Annotated in this window: 13 protein-coding genes; 7 read left to right on the top strand and 6 right to left on the bottom strand. The window is 70.5% G+C overall.

Going from position 1 to position 16921, the window contains the following annotated elements; genetic code table 11:
• Positions 1-38: 38 nt before the first annotated feature.
• Positions 39-641 carry an adenylate/guanylate cyclase domain-containing protein gene (locus CRP55_RS48830; protein WP_179855684.1) on the bottom strand — a complete coding sequence of 201 codons (603 nt, stop codon included), beginning with the start codon at positions 639-641 and terminating at the stop codon, positions 39-41.
• Between the two features lie 176 nt (positions 642-817).
• Between CRP55_RS48830 and CRP55_RS48825 the strand changes: the two genes are divergently transcribed.
• Positions 818-3598 (top strand): helix-turn-helix transcriptional regulator, encoded by a 2781-nt coding sequence (locus CRP55_RS48825; RefSeq protein ID WP_097328947.1) that lies wholly within the window; start codon positions 818-820, stop codon positions 3596-3598.
• A 156-nt stretch (positions 3599-3754) separates the two neighbouring features.
• Positions 3755-4531: a DUF5995 family protein gene (locus CRP55_RS48820; protein ID WP_097328946.1), complete on the top strand. Its 777-nt coding sequence runs from the start codon at positions 3755-3757 to the stop codon at positions 4529-4531.
• Here the strand turns inward: CRP55_RS48820 and CRP55_RS48815 are convergent.
• Entirely contained in the window at positions 4505-5962 is a 1458-nt protein-coding gene (locus CRP55_RS48815) for a hypothetical protein (protein WP_143235497.1), read from the bottom strand. The genes CRP55_RS48820 and CRP55_RS48815 overlap by 27 nt on opposite strands.
• 153 nt (positions 5963-6115) lie before the next feature.
• On the opposite strand from CRP55_RS48815, the gene CRP55_RS48810 reads away from it, so the two are divergent.
• Together CRP55_RS48810 and CRP55_RS48805 are read left to right on the top strand one after the other, a co-directional pair.
• Positions 6116-9052 carry a discoidin domain-containing protein gene (locus CRP55_RS48810; RefSeq protein WP_245923954.1) on the top strand — a complete coding sequence of 979 codons (2937 nt, stop codon included), beginning with the start codon at positions 6116-6118 and terminating at the stop codon, positions 9050-9052.
• 122 nt (positions 9053-9174) lie between these two features.
• Positions 9175-9726 (top strand): DUF305 domain-containing protein, encoded by a 552-nt coding sequence (locus CRP55_RS48805; RefSeq protein WP_097328944.1) that lies wholly within the window; start codon positions 9175-9177, stop codon positions 9724-9726.
• A gap of 44 nt (positions 9727-9770) precedes the next feature.
• Here the strand turns inward: CRP55_RS48805 and CRP55_RS48800 are convergent, their stop codons facing one another.
• The gene (locus tag CRP55_RS48800) at positions 9771-11150 is read right to left on the bottom strand and encodes a DUF1996 domain-containing protein (RefSeq protein WP_097328943.1); all 1380 of its coding nucleotides are present in this window, start codon (positions 11148-11150) and stop codon (positions 9771-9773) included.
• Between the two features lie 133 nt (positions 11151-11283).
• Here CRP55_RS48800 and CRP55_RS48795 point away from each other — a divergent pair, with 133 nt between their 5' ends.
• Both CRP55_RS48795 and CRP55_RS48790 read left to right on the top strand, forming a co-directional pair.
• Positions 11284-12318, top strand: coding sequence for a LacI family DNA-binding transcriptional regulator (locus CRP55_RS48795; RefSeq protein ID WP_097328942.1), 1035 nt, complete (start codon positions 11284-11286; stop codon positions 12316-12318).
• A gap of 87 nt (positions 12319-12405) precedes the next feature.
• Entirely contained in the window at positions 12406-12927 is a 522-nt protein-coding gene (locus CRP55_RS48790; protein ID WP_218855165.1) for a nucleotidyltransferase domain-containing protein, read from the top strand.
• 42 nt (positions 12928-12969) lie between these two features.
• Here CRP55_RS48790 and CRP55_RS48785 read toward each other — a convergent pair whose 3' ends face one another.
• Positions 12970-14070: a calcium:cation antiporter gene (locus tag CRP55_RS48785; RefSeq protein WP_179855683.1), complete on the bottom strand. Its 1101-nt coding sequence runs from the start codon at positions 14068-14070 to the stop codon at positions 12970-12972.
• 126 nt (positions 14071-14196) lie between these two features.
• On the opposite strand from CRP55_RS48785, the gene CRP55_RS48780 reads away from it, so the two are divergent.
• A complete protein-coding gene (locus CRP55_RS48780; RefSeq protein WP_097328940.1) occupies positions 14197-15234 on the top strand; it encodes a glutathione S-transferase family protein in 1038 nt (345 codons plus the stop codon).
• A 240-nt stretch (positions 15235-15474) separates the two neighbouring features.
• Here CRP55_RS48780 and CRP55_RS48775 read toward each other — a convergent pair whose 3' ends face one another.
• Complete coding sequence (locus tag CRP55_RS48775) at positions 15475-16149, bottom strand: MarR family winged helix-turn-helix transcriptional regulator (protein ID WP_245923952.1); 675 nt, start codon at positions 16147-16149, stop codon at positions 15475-15477.
• 102 nt (positions 16150-16251) lie between these two features.
• Positions 16252-16896, bottom strand: coding sequence for a Rossmann-fold NAD(P)-binding domain-containing protein (locus CRP55_RS48770; protein WP_097328939.1), 645 nt, complete (start codon positions 16894-16896; stop codon positions 16252-16254).
• Positions 16897-16921 lie beyond the last annotated feature (25 nt).

The following is a 16921-nucleotide window of genomic DNA, read 5'->3' as shown; positions in this document are numbered from 1 at the left end:
AGAACCGGACGATACCGACAAAGGTAACGCGGGGTGACCTACGCCACGCAGAGCACCCCCTGCGGCTCCAGCGCCCGGAACAGGTCCAGAGGGTACGGCTTGCCCGCCACCCGGACGGGCGGCAGCTCCTGATAGGCGATGAGTTCGTCGGACGCCTCCCGGGTCGACGAGCACACCACCACAGTGTCGTGCGGCGCGTACGCCTGCAACCGGGCGGCCGTGGCCACGACACTGCCGCTGATCATGCCGTGCCCGAACTCGCGGGTCGCCGCGACGTCCACGATCACGTCACCGGTGGCGATGCCCACCCGCGTCCGTACAGCGAACCTGCCGGCCAGGAGCTGCCCCCTCAACGCCTCCTGGACCGACAGGCCCACCCGTACCGCCGCGGCGGCCGCCTCCGGGCCGAACCCGGTCTCGTCGGTGCCGAACACCGCCATGACCGCGTCCCCCACGTATTTCTCCACCACTCCTCCGCCGGAGCGGACCACCTCGGAGACGATCCCGAAGTAGTCGCGCTGCAACGCACGGACCACCGCGCAGTCCAGGTCGTCGATCAACGAGGTGAAGCCCACGATGTCGATGAAGAGGACGGACACGGTCTGACGCCGCTCCTGCTCCGCCATAGCGATTGCGGTCATGTCTCACGCTCCCCCAGTTCCTTGCTGTGCCCCGGGAGAACGGTGCCAGCCGCCGTCCACTCGCGGATCTGCAGAACGACGTATCTCTGACACTTCAAGACCCCGTCACTTATGTGACGCAGAACAGACCGAACCGCCGACAACGTGCTAGGTCGATTCGCACTAGGCTGCCCTGCATGGCCAGCGAGGAGGACGGGCCGCTTGTCGGGCGTACCGGCACGCTGACCCAGATCCAGTCCGATCTGCGCAACGCGGGCCCGGGTGGCACCTCAGCGGTGTTCCTCACCGGGGAGAGCGGCGTCGGCAAGAGCCGGCTGCTGCGCGAGACCGCCGCGGCGATGCGCGACGCGGACTTCGCCGTGCTGTCCGGAACCTGTCTCGACATCGGTGACGCGTCCCCGTTGCACCCGGTTCTTCAGGCCTTGCGGCAGTTCGACCACAATGTGCAGCCCGCCGACGCCGGTGACCTGCTCGACCGGGTGTCCCAGGCGCTGCGCGAGGTGGCCGGCGGCCGCCGCCTGCTGCTGGTCCTCGACGATCTGCAGTGGGCCGACCGCAGCACCCGCCAGCTGCTGCTCTACCTGCTGGCGGGCCTCGGCGACGTGCCGCTGGCCGTGCTGGCCGCCGTGCGGGCCGAGGCGCTGCACGGCGCCCACCCGCTGCGCAAGGTCCTGGCCGAGCTGCGCCGCCTGCGGTCGGTGCGGGTGATCGACCTGGCCCCGCTCGACCGCGAGCAGACGGTCGAGCTGGTGGCCGCGATCGCCGGCGGCACGGTCGACCCCGAGGACGCCGAGCGCGTGTACAAGCGCTCCGGCGGCAACCCGTTCGTGGCCGAGGAACTGGCCCGTGACCTGCGCGACGGCCGGGTCGAGCTCTCCGACACGCTGCGCGAGATCTTCCTGTCCCGAGTCGACGAGCTGCCCACGGCGGCCTATGCGGTGGTCCGCGCCATCGCGGCCGGCGTCGAGCCGGTCGGGCACGAGGTGCTGGCCCGGATCGTCCCGCTTCCCGAGGACCAATTGATCGAGGCCGTACGGGCCGCGGTGGCTCACCGCTTCGTGATCAGCCAGCAGGACGGCTACCGGTTGCGCCACCGCCTGGTCTCCGAGATCCTGGCCGACGAGGTGCTGCCGGCCGAGGCGACGGCCCTGCACCGCCGGTACGCCGAGGCCCTGGAGTCCGGCGACACCGAGCCCGACCACGCCCGCCTGGCCCACCACTGGCAGCGCGCCGGCGAGCCGGCCCGGGCCCTGCCCTCGGTGGTGGCCGCGGCCCGCGACGCCGAGGCCCTCTACGGCTTCACCGAGGCCCACCGCTACTGGTCGACCGCGCTCGACCTGACCACCGGCGACGCCCCCGAGCGCACCGAGCTGCTGGCCCACGCGGCCGAGTCGGCCCACCGCTGCGGCGAGCACCAGCGGGCCCTGGCCCGGCTCGACGACCTGGCCTCCCGGTCCGACGCGCCCAGCGCCTGCGACCTGCATCTTCGCCGCGCCCGCTACCTGACCGCGGCCGGCCGCACGGCGCTGGCCGAGGCCGAGTACGTGCACGCGCTCGACGCGCCCGACTGCAGCCCGGCCCAGCGCGCGTCCGCCGCGGCCCAGCTGGCCGAGCTCCTGGTCCACCTGGGCCGCTACGCCGACGCCAACGAACGCGCCCGCGAGGCCCTCGAGATGACCGGCGCCACCAGCGCCGACCTGGTCCGGGCCAGCGCCGCCCTCGGCTACAGCGCCGCCTTCCGGGAGGACCCGGCGGCCGGCCTGGACGTGCTGCGGCAGGCCGTCGAGATCGCCGAGCGCAGCGGCCACCCCGACGAGATCGGCGTGGCCTACCTGCACCTGGCCGAGCTGCTGGCCGGCCCGCTCAACAGCATCGAGGAAGGCGTGCTGGTCGCCCGCCGCGGCGCCGAGAAGGCCAGCCGGACGTACGCGTCGCGGCTGCTCGCGATCGCGGCCAACGGCCTGTTCCGGGTCGGTCAGTGGGCCGAGGCCGACGCCGTGCTCGACACCGCGATGCGCCACCGCCCGTCCGGGGCCGAGGCGGTCGAGCTGCTGCTGTCCCGCTGCCGCCTCTGGGTCGGTTTCGGCGACGCCGAGCAGGCCCACCGCGACCTCGACGCGGTCGCCACCCTGCTCGCCGGCGGCGGCGCCCGGCACGTGCTGCCCATGCTGACCCTGCGCGCCGGCAACGCGATGTGGCTGGCCCGCTGGCCCGAGGCGCGCGCCGCCGTGCAGCGCGGACTGCTCGAGACCCGCTCCGACGACCTGGTGCTGATCGGCATCCTGGCCTGGCACGGCCTGCGGGCCGAGGCCGAGGCGCACGCGGCCGGCGACCAGGTCGACCCGCTGGCGCTGCGCCGGCTCAAGGCCTCCGTCGACCGCATGGCGGCCGGTGCCCACAACGCGGCCGTGCAGGTCAGGGCCGTCGTCGACGCGTACATCGACCTGTGCAACGCCGAGATCAGCCGGGTCGAGGGCCGCCCCGATCCCACCCCGTGGGCGCGCGCGGCCGGCGCCTGGGACAAGCGCCAGCAGCCGTACCCGGCCGCGTACGCCCGGCTGCGCCAAGCCGAGGCCATCCTCCAGCGCAAGGTCAAGCGGGCCACGGCGGTCACGCCGCTGCGCGAGGCGTACGCGACGGCGATCGCGATGGGCGCCCGCCCGTTCGCGGCCGAGATCGTCTCGGTGGCCCAGCGCTACCGGGTGGCCCTGGCCGACGACCTCGACACCGTGCCGATGCCCCCGCCCGAGCCCGACCCGGGCGACGAGCTGGGCGCCCTCACCCAGCGCGAGCGTGAGGTGCTGGCCGCGCTGGCCGAGGGTCTGACCAACCGCGAGATCGGTGAGCGGCTGTTCATCAGCGAGCGCACGGTCGGCGTGCACGTCGGGCACATCTTCGACAAGCTTCAGGTGCGTACGCGCGTACAGGCAAGCCGGGTTTATCTGACCGCAGCGTGACCTTCTCGTTATAAAGCTCGCGCGAATAGGTAGTTCTACAGATCCCTACGTAGGTAGCCGGTGAAAGGCTGTCCGCACGGGGGAGCACCATCCCGGTGGCCACCGCCACCGGGATGGTGCTGGGGGCCCTCCGCCGATTTCGCCGTGGAGGAACCGATGACACAGTCGGTCTGGGGACCCGTGCAACGGGAGATGACCGATCTCCTGCAGGGATACCCCGACGACGTGCCCGCCGTTGTCGACCAGCTGACGAAGCTGCAGGACATCTTGACGCGGGTGCCCCCGTTGCTGCTGGAGAACCCGCTCTGTGACTTCAACAAGCTGTATCTGACGATCACCGAGGGCGTTCTCGAGAAGCTCTACGACGGCGAGTTCAAGGATCCCGCTTTCCTGTCCCGGCTGGACGTCGAGTTCGCCGCGCGCTACTTCGACGCGCTGCGCGCCTGGGCCGGCACGGACATGAGCCCGCGCTGTCCGCAGGTGTGGTCCAGCCTGTTCGCGCGCATCCCCGGCCCCGACTGCCGCCCGCTGCCGTCGGCCTGCGCCGGAGTGAACGCGCACATCAACTACGACCTGCCGTTCGCGCTGGTCACGACGTTCGACCACCTGGGAACCGAGCCGGTCGACGACAGCGACCAGCACCACGACTACCTTGTCATCAACGAGATCTTCGCCGACTCGATCCCCGGCCTGCGCCGCGGCTACCTCGAGAAATGGCAGCTGCTGATCGACATGATGAACGGCTGCCTGGACGACTGGTGGCAGGGCGAGGCGGTGGAATACACCCGGAATGTCGCTTGGCGCAACGCCCAGAAGCTCTGGTGCCTGCGCAACGACATGGGCGCCCTCGACAAGGAGCGGGCGGGCCTCGACCGCGTCGCCACCGACCTCAACCGGCTGCTGCTCTCACCCTTGGGCGCCTTTCTCCAATAGACCCATTTCGCCGTACGCCCGGAGCTCGCCCACCACCGCCCGAATCCGGCTCCGCCGGAGCTCGTCATCCCAGATGTCCCGGGTCGCGTCGTGCTCGCCGGCGAGTCTCTCGAGCAGCGGGATAGCGTCGGCTCGCCGCAGCTCGAGGACGACCGCGAGCCGGTCCGGGACCAGCGCCTCCTCGACGGGCTCGCCCATCCGGGCGAGGGCCCCGGCCGCTTCCGCCGCGCACCAGAGGTCGGTCAGCAGGGCGCGCAGCTCGTCGCGGAGATCCAGCCGGAAGTCACCGGCGACCAGGGCGGCATGCTTGCCGGGGGCCTCGCCGGCGCGCAGAACCGCCCGCAGCGTGTCCACGATGGCGGCCGGGTCACCGAGCACGGCGACGATCCGGGCGGCGAGCACCTGGGCGTTCCGCTCCGGGACGCTCGCCGCAGCCCGGCCGGTCAGATGCTCACGGGCGGTCGCCTCCAGCGGAACCAGCGCGATGCCGAGCCGGTCGATCACGTCGAGTCCAGATCGCGGCACCTCGCGGGCCCGGCGCAGGAAAGCGCGCAGCAGCTCGTGCGCGGGCTGCGCGTCGCCGGTCATCCGCCAGATCGCGACCGCCGCGCACAGGTCGTAGCGCCGCGCGACCCGCTCGATCAGAGAGGGCAGCCCGGCGGGATCGTCGTGCCCGATCGCCAGCAGCGCCGCGGCCACCGCTTCCGGATCGTGCCGCCGCGCCGCGATCAACTCCGGGACCGCCGAGGCGACGTCCGCACCCCATCGGCGTTCCAGCGCCCACTCCTCGCCGGCCCACCGCTCCAGCCGCCAGGCCAGCCGGCCCACCCGCTCGGGCTCGGCGCCGAGCCGCCCGCGCACCGCCGCCAGCACTTCCGGAGTCAGCCGCGCTTCGACGCCGATCCCCGGCGGTTCCCGCCCCGCCGCGGCGGCGTCACACAGGACGTGAACCCAGGCCGGATCCCCGAGCCGCTGCAGAGCGCCCATCGCCCGGTCCGCCATGCTCGGCCCACCGAAGCCCGCCGGCGCCACCCCCGCCGCCCCATCCTCGCCCGCCGACCCGACCCTCGCGCCCGGGTCACCGTCCTCCGGCTCAACCGCTGCGCCCTCGCCCACGCGGCGGACAACCGGCCCTGCCTCCGCGCCCTCGCCCACGCGGCGGAGGACCGCGCCAAGTTCCGCGCCCCCGGCCACGCGGCGGAAGACGGGTGTGAACTGCCGGGACGCCTCGCCGAGATTGGTCAGCGCCTCGAGCGCCGCCTCGCGCACACCTCGATCGCCGTCGTCGAGGGCGTCGCCGATCAGCGGCGCGAGCCATACCGCAGCCGATCGGTCCGAGTCGCAACGCTCGCCCGCCGCCCGCAGAGCGGCCGCCCGGGTCGCCGCTTTCGGGGAGTCCAGCCGCTTCAACAGCCGATTCCAGGAAGTCACGGCCGGCAGCATACTGGCCGACACGACCGGAAAGCGCTCTCCAAGACGGGCTACAGCGGGTCCGGAACCGACGCGAACTATTGACACGCGTGAAACCCCGGCGCAAGACTTCGGGCACTGTCGGAGAGCGCTTTCCCATCCCCAGGAGTCCCCTTGCGCACTCACAAAGCCATCCCCCTCGTCCTCTTATCCCTGGTCGCGGCGTTTCTGACCGTGGCTCAGGGTCCGGCCCGAGCGGCCGACACCCTCCTCTCCCAAGGCCGCCCCACCACCGCCTCCACCCAGGAGAGCGGCGGCACCGCGGCCGCCAACGCCACCGACGGCAACGCCGGCACGCGCTGGTCGAGCCAGTTCGCCGATCCGCAGTGGCTACGGGTCGATCTCGGATCCACCGCCACCATCACCTCGGTGACCCTTCAGTGGGAGGCGGCGTACGGCCGGGCGTACGAAATCCAGACCTCGGCCGACGGCACCACCTGGACCAAGATCTACGGAACCACCCAGGGCGCCGGCGGCACCGAGAACCTCACCGTCAGTGGCACCGGTCGCTACGTCCGCCTCTACGGCACCGCCCGTAGCGGCGGCTACGGCTACTCGCTGTGGGAGTTCAAGGTGTACGGCACCACCGCGCCGCCCACCGACGCCTTCACCACAGTCTGGTCCGACTCTTTCGACGGCACGACCCTCAACACCGGCAACTGGCTCGTCCGCACCGGCACCTCCTACCCCGGCGGCGCCGCCAACTGGGGCACCGGCTCGGTCGAGACCGCCGCCACCTCGAACGTCACGCTCGACGGCGCCGGCAAGCTCAACATCCGGGCGGTCCGCGACGGCGCCGGCACCTGGACGTCCGGGCGCATCGAGACCCAGCGCACCGACTTCGAGCCGCTCGCCGGGCAGCTGACCCGCTTCTCCGCGGTGATCAAGCAGCCGGACGTCGCCAACGCTCTCGGTTACTGGCCGGGTTTCCGGGCCACCGGCGCGGCGTACCGCGGCAACTACACCAACTGGCCGCAGGTCGGCGAGACCGACATCATGACCGACGTCAACGGCCGCAGCCAGCTCGCGCAGACGCTGCACTGCGGGACGGCCCCGGACGGGCCCTGCGGCGAGTACAACGGCCGCTCCTCCGGGCTTGCCTCCTGCACCGGCTGCCAGACCGGATTCCACGAGTATTCGCAGGTCGTCGACCGGACGAAGACCGACGAGGAGATCCGGTTCTATGTGGACGGCCGCCAGACCTGGGTGGTGCGCGAGTCGCAGGTCGGCGTCGCGGCGTGGCAGGCCGCCGTACACCATGGCTTCTTCCTGCGTCTCGATCTGGCGATCGGCGGCTCCCTGCCGAACGCGATCGCCGGCCGCACCACCCCGACCGCCGACACGACCTCCGGCGGCGTGCTCAGCGTCGATTCCGTCTCGGTCGCCCGCTCGACCGGCACCACGCCCACCCCGATGACCGACCCCGCGCTGCCCGCCGGCCCGTCCGTCGTCAAGGTCACCGGCACCCAGGGCAACTGGCGTCTCCAGGTCAACGGCGCGAACTTCCAGGTCAAGGGTCTGACGTACGGGCCACCGCAGGCGGCCGCTGACGGCTACATGCGCGACCTGAGGAACATGGGGGTCAACACGATCCGTACGTGGGGAGTCGATGACGCCAGCACGCCCACCTTGCTCGACCGGGCCGCGCGGCAGGGCATCAAGGTCATCGTCGGGCACTGGCTGAACCAGGGCGCCGACTACGTCAACGACACCGCGTACATGAACTCCGTCAAGACCGAGATCGTCAACCGCGTCAACACCTTGAAGAACCACCCGGGCGTCCTGATGTGGGACGTCGGCAACGAGGTCATCCTCACCATGCAGGACCACGGCCTGTCGGCGGCCGAGGTCGAGGCCCGCCGCGCCGGATACGCCAAGTTCGTCAACCAGGTCGCCCAGGCCATCCACGCCGCCGACCCGAACCACCCGGTCACCTCGACCGACGCGTACACCGGCGCCTGGCCGTACTACAAGCAGTACGCCCCCGACCTCGACCTGCTCGCGGTCAACTCGTACGGCGCGATCGGCAACGTCTACAACGACTGGCTCGCCGGCGGCTACACCAAGCCGTACGTCGTCACCGAGGCCGGCCCGGCCGGCGAGTGGGAGGTGCCGAACGACGTCAACGGCGTCCCGGCCGAGCCCACCGACCTGCAGAAACGTGACGGCTACACGAACAGCTGGAACGCGATCAACGCGCACCCGACGGTCGCGCTCGGCGCCACCGAGTTCCACTACGGTCTCGAGAACGACTTCGGCGGCGTCTGGCTCAACACGTTCACCGGCGGCTGGCGCCGGCACGGCTACTACTCGCTGCAGCGCGCCTACACCGGCCAGGCCCCGGCCAACACCCCGCCCGAGATCACCTCGATGACCGTACCCACCTCGGTCCCGGCCGGCGGCAACCTCGCGGTCTCCGTCAACACGACCGACCCGCAGGGCGACCTGATCCGCTACAACCTCATGTACTCCGAGAAGCACATCACCGGCGCCACCGGCCTGGCCAACGTCGTCTTCACCGAGACCGGGCCCGGCACCTTCACCGCCAAGGCCCCCGACAAGCTGGGCGTCTGGAAGATTTATGTGTACGCCTTCGACGGGCACGGCAACGTCGGCATCGAACAGAAGTCGGTCCGCGTGGTCCCCCCGGTGATCTCCGGCACCAATCTGGCCCGGGGCAAGCCGGCCACGGCTTCCAGCTATCAGCCCACCGGGACCAATGGACCGCAATTGCCCTCGTACGCCGTCGACGGTGACTACGCAACGCGGTGGGCCAGCGAGTGGGTCGGCTCCGCGTGGCTCCAGGTGGACCTGGGCTCGGTCCAGCCGATCCGCCACGTCCAGCTGGCCTGGGAGGCCGCCTACGCCACCGGCTATCGCCTGGAAACCTCCACTGACGGCAACACCTGGACCCAGATGTACGCCACGGCGAGTGGCGACGGCGGCTTCGACGACCTGGACGTGACCGGTTCGGGCCGTTACGTCCGGGTCACCGGAACCGCCCGGGCCACCGGCTACGGCTATTCACTGTGGGAGTTCGGCGTCTACTGAACCGTAACGTAAGCGACAGGCCCCACCCGTCTTCGTCTTTCGGCGGGTGGGGCCTCGATCGTTCCATTTCGTTAATATCGAATCATTGACATATGGCCCCATAAAACGACAGACTCGCGAACGTGAAAGCGATTCCCCGTCTCCTTCTGGCCACCACCCTCGCCCTGGCCGGCTGTTCCGCGACGGGAGACGCCGCTGAGACCCCCGCACCCAGCGCGCAGCCCCAGGCCTCGTTCGGCGGCACCGACCTGGCCTGGATCGAGATCAACATAGCGATGGACGAGCAGCTGCTCCCCCTGCTCGAGCTCCCGCCCCGGCGCACCACCGACCCCGACACGCTGGCGCTGACGACGCAGGTCAAGGCGTTCACGCAGGCCGAGCTGGGCACCCTGCGCCAGCTGCACACGCGGGCCGGGCTGCCGACCGAGAACCCCCACGAGGGCATGCCGATGCCGGGCATGGTCACCCCGGAACAGGTCACGGAGGCGTCCAAGCTCGCCGGGCCGGCCTTCGACGAGACCGTCACCAAGCACATCAAGGAACATCTGGTGCAAAGCCAGAACCTGGCCCGCAGCGAGAGCAAATCCGGGATCGAAGGTCAGACCCGGCAATTGGCCCTGCAGATTCTGCGTACCAGGGAAGTGTCGTTGTCCACAATCAACACCACAAACTGAGAAAGGGCGCCGATTTTTGTTATCGGCGCCCTTCCGGACGTACGTCAGGGAAGTACGTAGTTTTCGTTGAGGGCGGCGCCGCGGTCGGGCTTGTAGAGGTCGAAGCCGCGCGGGTCGCATTGCAGGCCGCCGTTGATGCAATGGGTGGTGAGGGCGGCGAGGGTCGGCGCGTCCCAGGCGTTGAAGACGTCATAGTGGAACGAATAGCCGCGGCCGCTGGAGAAGCGGACGTTGCGCATGTCGCCGCTGACCGGCCAGGCCATCTTGAACTCGATCATCGGGACGGCGACCGGGTGGTCGGCCGGGCAGACCCCGAGGACCGGGTACGCCATGTGGCTCTTGTGATCCGGTGTGTCCAGGTGCAGGCCGTCCCAGCAGCTCGGGGCCTGCATGCGGGCGTTGAGCTGGGTGCCGGCCGGGCAGGTGGCGGGGATGTCCCAGTTGAAGGAGCTGTCGCCGCACTCGAAGCCCTCGACGGCGCCCGGGCTGTTCCGGAAGTCCTCGAGGGTGGCCTGCGGGCTGCCGACGACATAGCGCAGACCGGCCGGGAACGGCCGCACGCTGCGGTAATCGATCACACCGGACTTGTAATAGATGACCTGACGACCGATTGGCTGTACGGCTGTGTCGCCGTTCAGCAGGGTCGGCATCCAATAACCGGTCTTGTCACCCGGGGTGATGCACGAAGTACCACCTGCCTTGAGGGTGGCGAGCGTCGTTCCCGCGTACGTGGTCGTGTTGCCCATGAAGGTGTGCGAGTGCGAGGCGCCCGGCAGGTTGGGGAAGACGATCGGGTCGTCGTTGAGGTTGGAGCGGCTGACCGAGCAGTTGGCCTGGAACTCGTGGTGCGTGGTGGGCGGGTTCGTGTTCGGCGGCACCGCGGTCGACGGGATCACGCCGGTGACCGGCGGGTCGGCCATGACGTAGCCCGGGCCGCCGGTCGGCGGCGGGGTGGTGTACTGGCCGTACACCTGGAACTCGTACAGCGAGTAGCCGTAGCCGGTGCCGCGTTGCGTTCCGTAGACGCGGACGTAGCGACCCTGCCCGCTCACCGGAAGGGTCTGGGTGCCACCGGCGGCGTTCGTGGTGCTGTAGATCGTGGTCCAGGCGGCGCCGTCGGCCGAGGTCTGCAGCTGGAAGGCCTTGGCGTACGCGGCCTCCCACGTGATCTTGACCGACGTGACGGTGGCCGTGGAGCCGAGGTCGACGCGCAGCCACTGCGGGTCGGACCAGGCACTGCCCCAGCGGGTGGCCGGGTTGCCGTCGACCGCGGCGGCGGCCGGGGCGCCGCCGTTCTCGGTGGACGAGGCCACGGTGGGGCGGTTCTGGGAGAGCAGGGGGTCGGCGGCTTCGGCTCGGGGAGCCGCGATGAACAGGAGGGCCGCGGCCAATAGGGCGGCGGGGATGGCTCTGTGCGGGGTCACAGACTTTCTCCTCTCTTGGAGAGCGCTTTCCGAGTCTGCGCTCCACGGGCATGGCCGTCAATGTCCTGCTGGTTCCGGAACCTCGCTTTTGACGGTCTCAGGAGAGCGCTCTCCATGTGCTATAAAGACGGTCATGCGTAGCGGACGGGCCCCGACCCTGGAGGACGTGGCCCGGGTCGCGGGGGTGTCACGGGCGACCGTGTCCCGCGTGATCAACGGGATTCGCAACGTCGACCCGCAGCTGCACGAGGTGGTGTGGGACGCGGTCGGCCAGACCGGCTACGTGCCGAACAGGCTGGCGCGGTCGCTGGTGACCCGGCGGACGGGGACGGTGGCGCTTGTCGTCTCCGACTCCGAGACCCACGACGACGATCCGTTCATGGGCCGTTTCTTCGCCGATCCGTTCTTCGGGCGGGTGGTCGGCGGGCTGATGAGTGTGTTGCGCCGTGAGGGCGTACAACTGGCCTTGCAGATCGTGGGAACCGACGAGGGGAAGAAGCGGCTGGTCGGCGACCTGCGCAGCGGCCAGGCGGACGGCGCGATCGTGCTGTCGCTGCCGGCGGTCGACCCGCTCCCCGACATGCTGGCGCAGGCCGACGTCCCCGCCGTCATGATCGGCCGCCCGGCCGAGCCGGTCCCGATCGACTACGTCGACCTGGCCAACGACACCGGCGCCGCAATGGCGGCCGAACACCTGCTGGCAAGGGGTTGCCGCCGCATCGGCATGATCTCCGGCCCGGCCGACGTCCCCGCGAGCAGCGACCGCATCTCCGGTTTCCGCCGCGCCATGGCCCGCCACGGCCACGGCTGGGTGCCGACGGTCTCGGGCAACTTCACCCAGGACAGCGGCGAGACAGCGATGCGTACGTTGCTGGCCGAGCAGCCGGCCCTGGACGGCGTCTTCGTGGCGAACGACCTGATGGCGCTGGGCGCGCTGCTAGCTCTCCGAGAGTCGGCCCGCGCGGTACCGGCCGACATAGCGGTGATCGGCTTCGACGACAGCAGCGCCGCCACAGCCGCCGCCCCACCCTTGACCACGATCCGCCACCCGCTGGAGGACATGGCCGCCGAGGCCGCCCGCCTGCTGCTGGCCCGCATAGAGGAGCCCACCCTCCGCGTAGCCTCAGTAATCTACGAGCCGTCCCTCATCCACCGCGCCTCCGCCTGACCCGCTGCGCCTTCCGCCCCGCTGCTCCCTTCCGCGCCGCGGCCCAATTCGCTGGACCGCGGAGGCGGCGTCGCGTATCTCCTCTGCATGGACCGCTACATCATGTCGGCCGACGACGCCGTCCGGCTGCTGGACAGCTTGACCGCCGCCGAGGTGGAGTTCTCCCTCTCCGGCGGCTGGGCAGTGGACGCCCTGCTGCACGAACAGACCCGAGAGCACACCGACCTGGACCTGTTCCTGCCCGCAGCAGACTTAGCCAAGCTGGTGACCGCCTTGGCCCGTCACGGAATCGACCGGATCGCACCCCGCCCCGACACGAGACCGTGGAACTTCGTCCTGCACGACGGCTCCCACCTACAGGTGGACCTGCACCTCTACGAGCCACTGCCGAACGGCGCACTGCATTACGGCCCCGCCACCGAGAACTTCTCCTTCCCGGCCGAGGCCCTGACAGGCCAGGGCGAGATCTCCGGCCGCCAGTTCCGCTGCGAGACCCCTACCTGGTCGGTCCGCTGGCACACCGGCTATCCACCACGCCCAGCCGACCACCACGACGTGCCCTTACTGTGCGACCGCTTCAACATCGCCCGGCCAGAGGCCTTCCGCTAACGCCTGACCCCGCCCCACCAGCGGCCTCACAGGCTCGCGGCCTCACGGGCTCGCGGCCAGGAAGAGGAAGGCGGCCAGCAAGGCCAGGTGGACGCCGCCCTGGAGGACGTTGGCCCGGCCGGGGACGATCGTCAGGGTGCCGACGACCACGGTGAGGGCCAGCAGGACCATCTGGGTGCCGCCGAGGCCGAGCAGGAGCGGGCCGGGCAGCCAGATCATCGCAAGGGCGATGGCCGGGATGGTCAGGCCGATGCTCGCCATGGCGGAGCCGATCGCCAGGTTGAGGCTGGTCTGTATGCGGTCGCGGGCCGCGGCCCGGACGGCCGCGATCGTCTCGGGAAGCAGGACCAGCAGGGCGATCACGACGCCGACGACGCCGTTGGGCAGGCCGACGTTCTGCACCGCCGACTCGATCGACGGGGACACGCCCTTGGCCAGGCCGACGACCGCGACCAGGGCGACCAGCAGCAGTCCGACGCTGATGAGCGCGTCCCGCTTGGTCGGCGGCTCGAGGTGATCCTCGGCGTCGATCACCTTGCCGGACGTGGTGATCGGGAGGAAGTAGTCACGGTGACGGCGCGTCTGCACGGTGACGAACAGTCCCCACAGGGCGATCGACGCGACCGCGGCGAACGCCAGCTGGGCGGGCGAGAACTGGGGGCCGGGCCGGCTGGTCGTGAAGCTCGGCAGGACGAGGCTGAGGGTGGCGATCGTGGCCACCGTGGCGAACGCACCGCCCGTGCCCTCGGCGTTGAACACGGCGACGTGCCGCCGGAGCGCGCCGACGAGCAGCGAGATGCCGAGCAGACCATTACAGGTGATCATCACCGCCGCGAACACGGTGTCCCGGGCGAGTGACTGCGTTTTCTCCCCACCACTGATCATCAGCGTGACGATGAGGGCGACCTCGATGATGGTGACCGCGACGGCGAGGACGAGCGACCCGAAGGGCTCGCCGACCTTGTGCGCCACCACCTCGGCGTGGTGAACGGCGGCCAGCACGGCGCCGCCGAGCAACAGGGCGACCACCACGACCACGGGCGACGGCAGGTCCCGCCCCCATGTGAGAACGAGGGCGGCGATCGCCACGATCGGGACGGCGACGGTCCAGTGAGCGAGATAGCTACGAATCTTGGCCTCCACCCGGCCACCTTGCCAGAACGGAACCGTCGGCGCCGCCCACGCCGGGTTTTCGGCCTTCTGCCCCCGCGCTGACCGCATTCGGCGGCTCGCCCTGCGCGCCGGGCGCCGTCGTCGCAGGATGGGGGCATGGCTTACGTGAACCCGTCCGGCGAGTTCAACCGGGACCAGCGGTACATCCCGACCCGGATCACCGAGGACGGCCGCGACGGATATCCGGTGGAGCCCGGCCGCTATCGCCTGATCGTCAGCCGCGCCTGCCCGTGGGCGAATCGGGCCATCATCGTGCGAAGGCTGCTCGGCCTCGAGGACGTGCTCTCGATGGGCATCGCCGGCCCGACCCACGACGAGCGCAGCTGGACCTTCGACCTGGACCCGGGCGGACGGGACCCGGTGCTCGGCATCGAGCGCCTGCAGGAGGCCTATTTCGCCCGTTTCCCGGATTACGACAAGGGCATCACCGTCCCGGCGATCGTCGACGTGCCGACCGGGCAGGTCGTCACCAACGACTTCGCGCAGATCACCATCGACCTCTCGCTGGAGTGGGCCCGTCACCACCGTACGGGCGCGCCCCAGCTCTACCCGCCGGACCTGCGGGAGCACATCGACAAGATCAACCGGTACGTCTTCGCGGACGTGAACAACGGCGTCTACCGGGCGGGCTTCGCCGGCACGCAGGAGGCCTACGAGAAGGCGTACGCCCGGCTGTTCGCCCGTCTCGACAAGCTGTCCGACCTGCTGGCCGGCCAGCGGTACCTGGTCGGCGACACGATCACCGAGGCGGACGTGCGGCTCTTCACGACACTGGCCCGCTTCGACGCGGCCTACCACGGCCACTTCAAGTGCAACCGGAGCAAGCTGACCGAGATGCCGGTGCTGTGGGCCTACGCCAGGGATCTCTTTCAGACGCCCGGCTTCGGCGACACGATCGACTTCATCGACATCAAGAAGCACTACTACGTGGTCCACAAGGACATCAACCCCACCAGAATCGTTCCGGCCGGACCGGACCTCACCAACTGGCTGACCGAACACGGCCGCGAAAAGCTAGGCGGCCGTCCCTTCGGCGACGGCACTCCCCCACCACCACCGAAGCCCGGCGAACGCGTCCCCGCAGGACACGGCCCCGACGCCGCCGGCCTGACCCCCGCTTCCACCACCGACTGAGCGACAGCCCGATCGCCCGCTCAGCCGGCAGCCAGACCGGCCCCCCCCACCCAGCCGGCAGCCACCCGGCGCCCGCTCAGCCGGCAGCCAACCCGGCGCCTGACCAGGCTGCTGCTGCTCCCGATGCCGACCGGGCGGCTGCCGACCGGGTAGCCACCGCACCGGCTGCTGCCCGGTGGCAGCCACCCGGTCGAACGTCGGGGGCGCGGCGGCCGTGACATACCGGGCCGCGCCGGCCGGTCAGGACCGGCCCCGCCCGCGGCCCCGGCCGTCGCGGTTGCCGGCCGACCCGGCGTCGCGGGCCGGGCCCAACCACCGCAGATCGCCGGTGACGCGGACGCCGCCTGACGCGCGCAACGCCTCTCGCAGCAGGTCGTCGAGCTGCCGGAGCTTCTCGGAGGGCAGGTCCTCGAGCAGGCGCTGCTGCTCGGCGAGACCGGCCCCGACGGCCCGCTCGACCACCTCGTATCCCGCCTCGGTCAGACGGACCAGGACGCTGCGCCGATCGCTCGGCGACGGCAGCCGCCGGACCAGCCCGCCTTTCTCCAGCCGGTCGAGCCGGGCCGTGGTGCCGCCGGTGCTCAGCATCATCGAGGCGGCGAGCTCGCCCGGCGAGAGCTGGAAGGGATCGCCGGCGCGCCGCAGGGTGGCGAGCACGTCGAACTCGGGCCGGCCTATCCCGAATTCGGCGTAGGCGCGCTCCACCCGGTCGCCGGCGATGCGGGAGAGGTTGGCGATTCGGTCGAAGACGGCCATGGCCGTCGTGTCGAGGTCGGGACGCTCATGTGCCCACTGGCCGACGATCTGGTCGACGCCGTCGTGGGCCGTCGCGTCGTCGGCGTCATGCAGCCCACGCTCGCGAGTGAGGTCGCGCTCCGCGGCCACGTCGTCAGCCAGGTGTTCATCTGTCTCCACCTCATCATTGTCTCGATGCCGAGCTTCTTGACAACGAGAGACTAGCGAGCTTTTATCTCGATGTCGAGATACTTTCCATCGAGGGAGTGGGCGATGACAGCGTCAGCGCAGGTCGGCGTTCTCCACGACGTGGTTCGGGAATCCGATGCGGGCCGCCCGCAGCATCGCCTGCCCGACCCGGTCGGTGGTCGTGACATAGCGTGGAGCGACGCGCTGCAGGAGTGGGATGAGCGGCCCCATGATCGTGTATGCGGTGTTGTACCAGCCGGTCTTCGACTTGACGCCCCGCGTCGGCTGGATGAGGCCGGGCCGGAAGGCATAGCCGTTGGGCAGCAGGTCGATGATCTCCCGCTCGGTGCGGCCCTTGACGCGCGCCCACATCTGCCGTCCGCTCGGGTTGGTGCCCGCCCCCGAGACGTAGACAAAGGTGGTCCGCGGGTCGAGTTCGCCGAAAGTCCGCGCCGCCGCCATCGGATAGTCGTAAGAGATCCGGGCGAAAGTCGCCTCGTCCAAGCCCACCGACGACACGCCGAGGCAGTAGAAACAGGCATCGGATCCGCGGAGCTCGTCGCGGATGGGGCTCAGATCGGCGAAATCGTCAAGCTGGACCTCGCGCAGGCGGGGATGCGAGACCCCCGTGGGCGTACGGATCACCGCGAGCACCTGCTCGACGTCCGGCGCGAGCAGGCTCTCCCGCAGGACACCCTGACCGACCATGCCGGTCGCCCCGAAGATCACGACCTTCATCACTTCTCCTTCTCGGTCCGCTCGA

The organism is Paractinoplanes atraurantiacus (assembly GCF_900215205.1).
In the GTDB taxonomy this organism is placed as follows: Bacteria; Actinomycetota; Actinomycetes; order Mycobacteriales; family Micromonosporaceae; genus Actinoplanes; species Actinoplanes atraurantiacus.
Note: the sequence above shows the minus strand (reverse complement) of the source record. Positions and strands in the feature narration are given on the sequence as shown.

What these genes read in the sequence shown, in the direction of transcription:
- CRP55_RS48820 (WP_097328946.1), top strand. Translation starts at nt 3,755, where the DNA reads ATGACACAGTCGGTCTGGGGACCCGTGCAACGGGAGATGACCGATCTC.
- CRP55_RS48770 (WP_097328939.1), bottom strand. Translation starts at nt 16,896, where the DNA reads ATGAAGGTCGTGATCTTCGGGGCGACCGGCATGGTCGGTCAGGGTGTC.
- CRP55_RS48795 (WP_097328942.1), top strand. Translation starts at nt 11,284, where the DNA reads ATGCGTAGCGGACGGGCCCCGACCCTGGAGGACGTGGCCCGGGTCGCG.
- CRP55_RS48780 (WP_097328940.1), top strand. Translation starts at nt 14,197, where the DNA reads ATGGCTTACGTGAACCCGTCCGGCGAGTTCAACCGGGACCAGCGGTAC.
- CRP55_RS48825 (WP_097328947.1), top strand. Translation starts at nt 818, where the DNA reads ATGGCCAGCGAGGAGGACGGGCCGCTTGTCGGGCGTACCGGCACGCTG.
- CRP55_RS48790 (WP_218855165.1), top strand. Translation starts at nt 12,406, where the DNA reads ATGGACCGCTACATCATGTCGGCCGACGACGCCGTCCGGCTGCTGGAC.
- CRP55_RS48830 (WP_179855684.1), bottom strand. Translation starts at nt 641, where the DNA reads ATGACCGCAATCGCTATGGCGGAGCAGGAGCGGCGTCAGACCGTGTCC.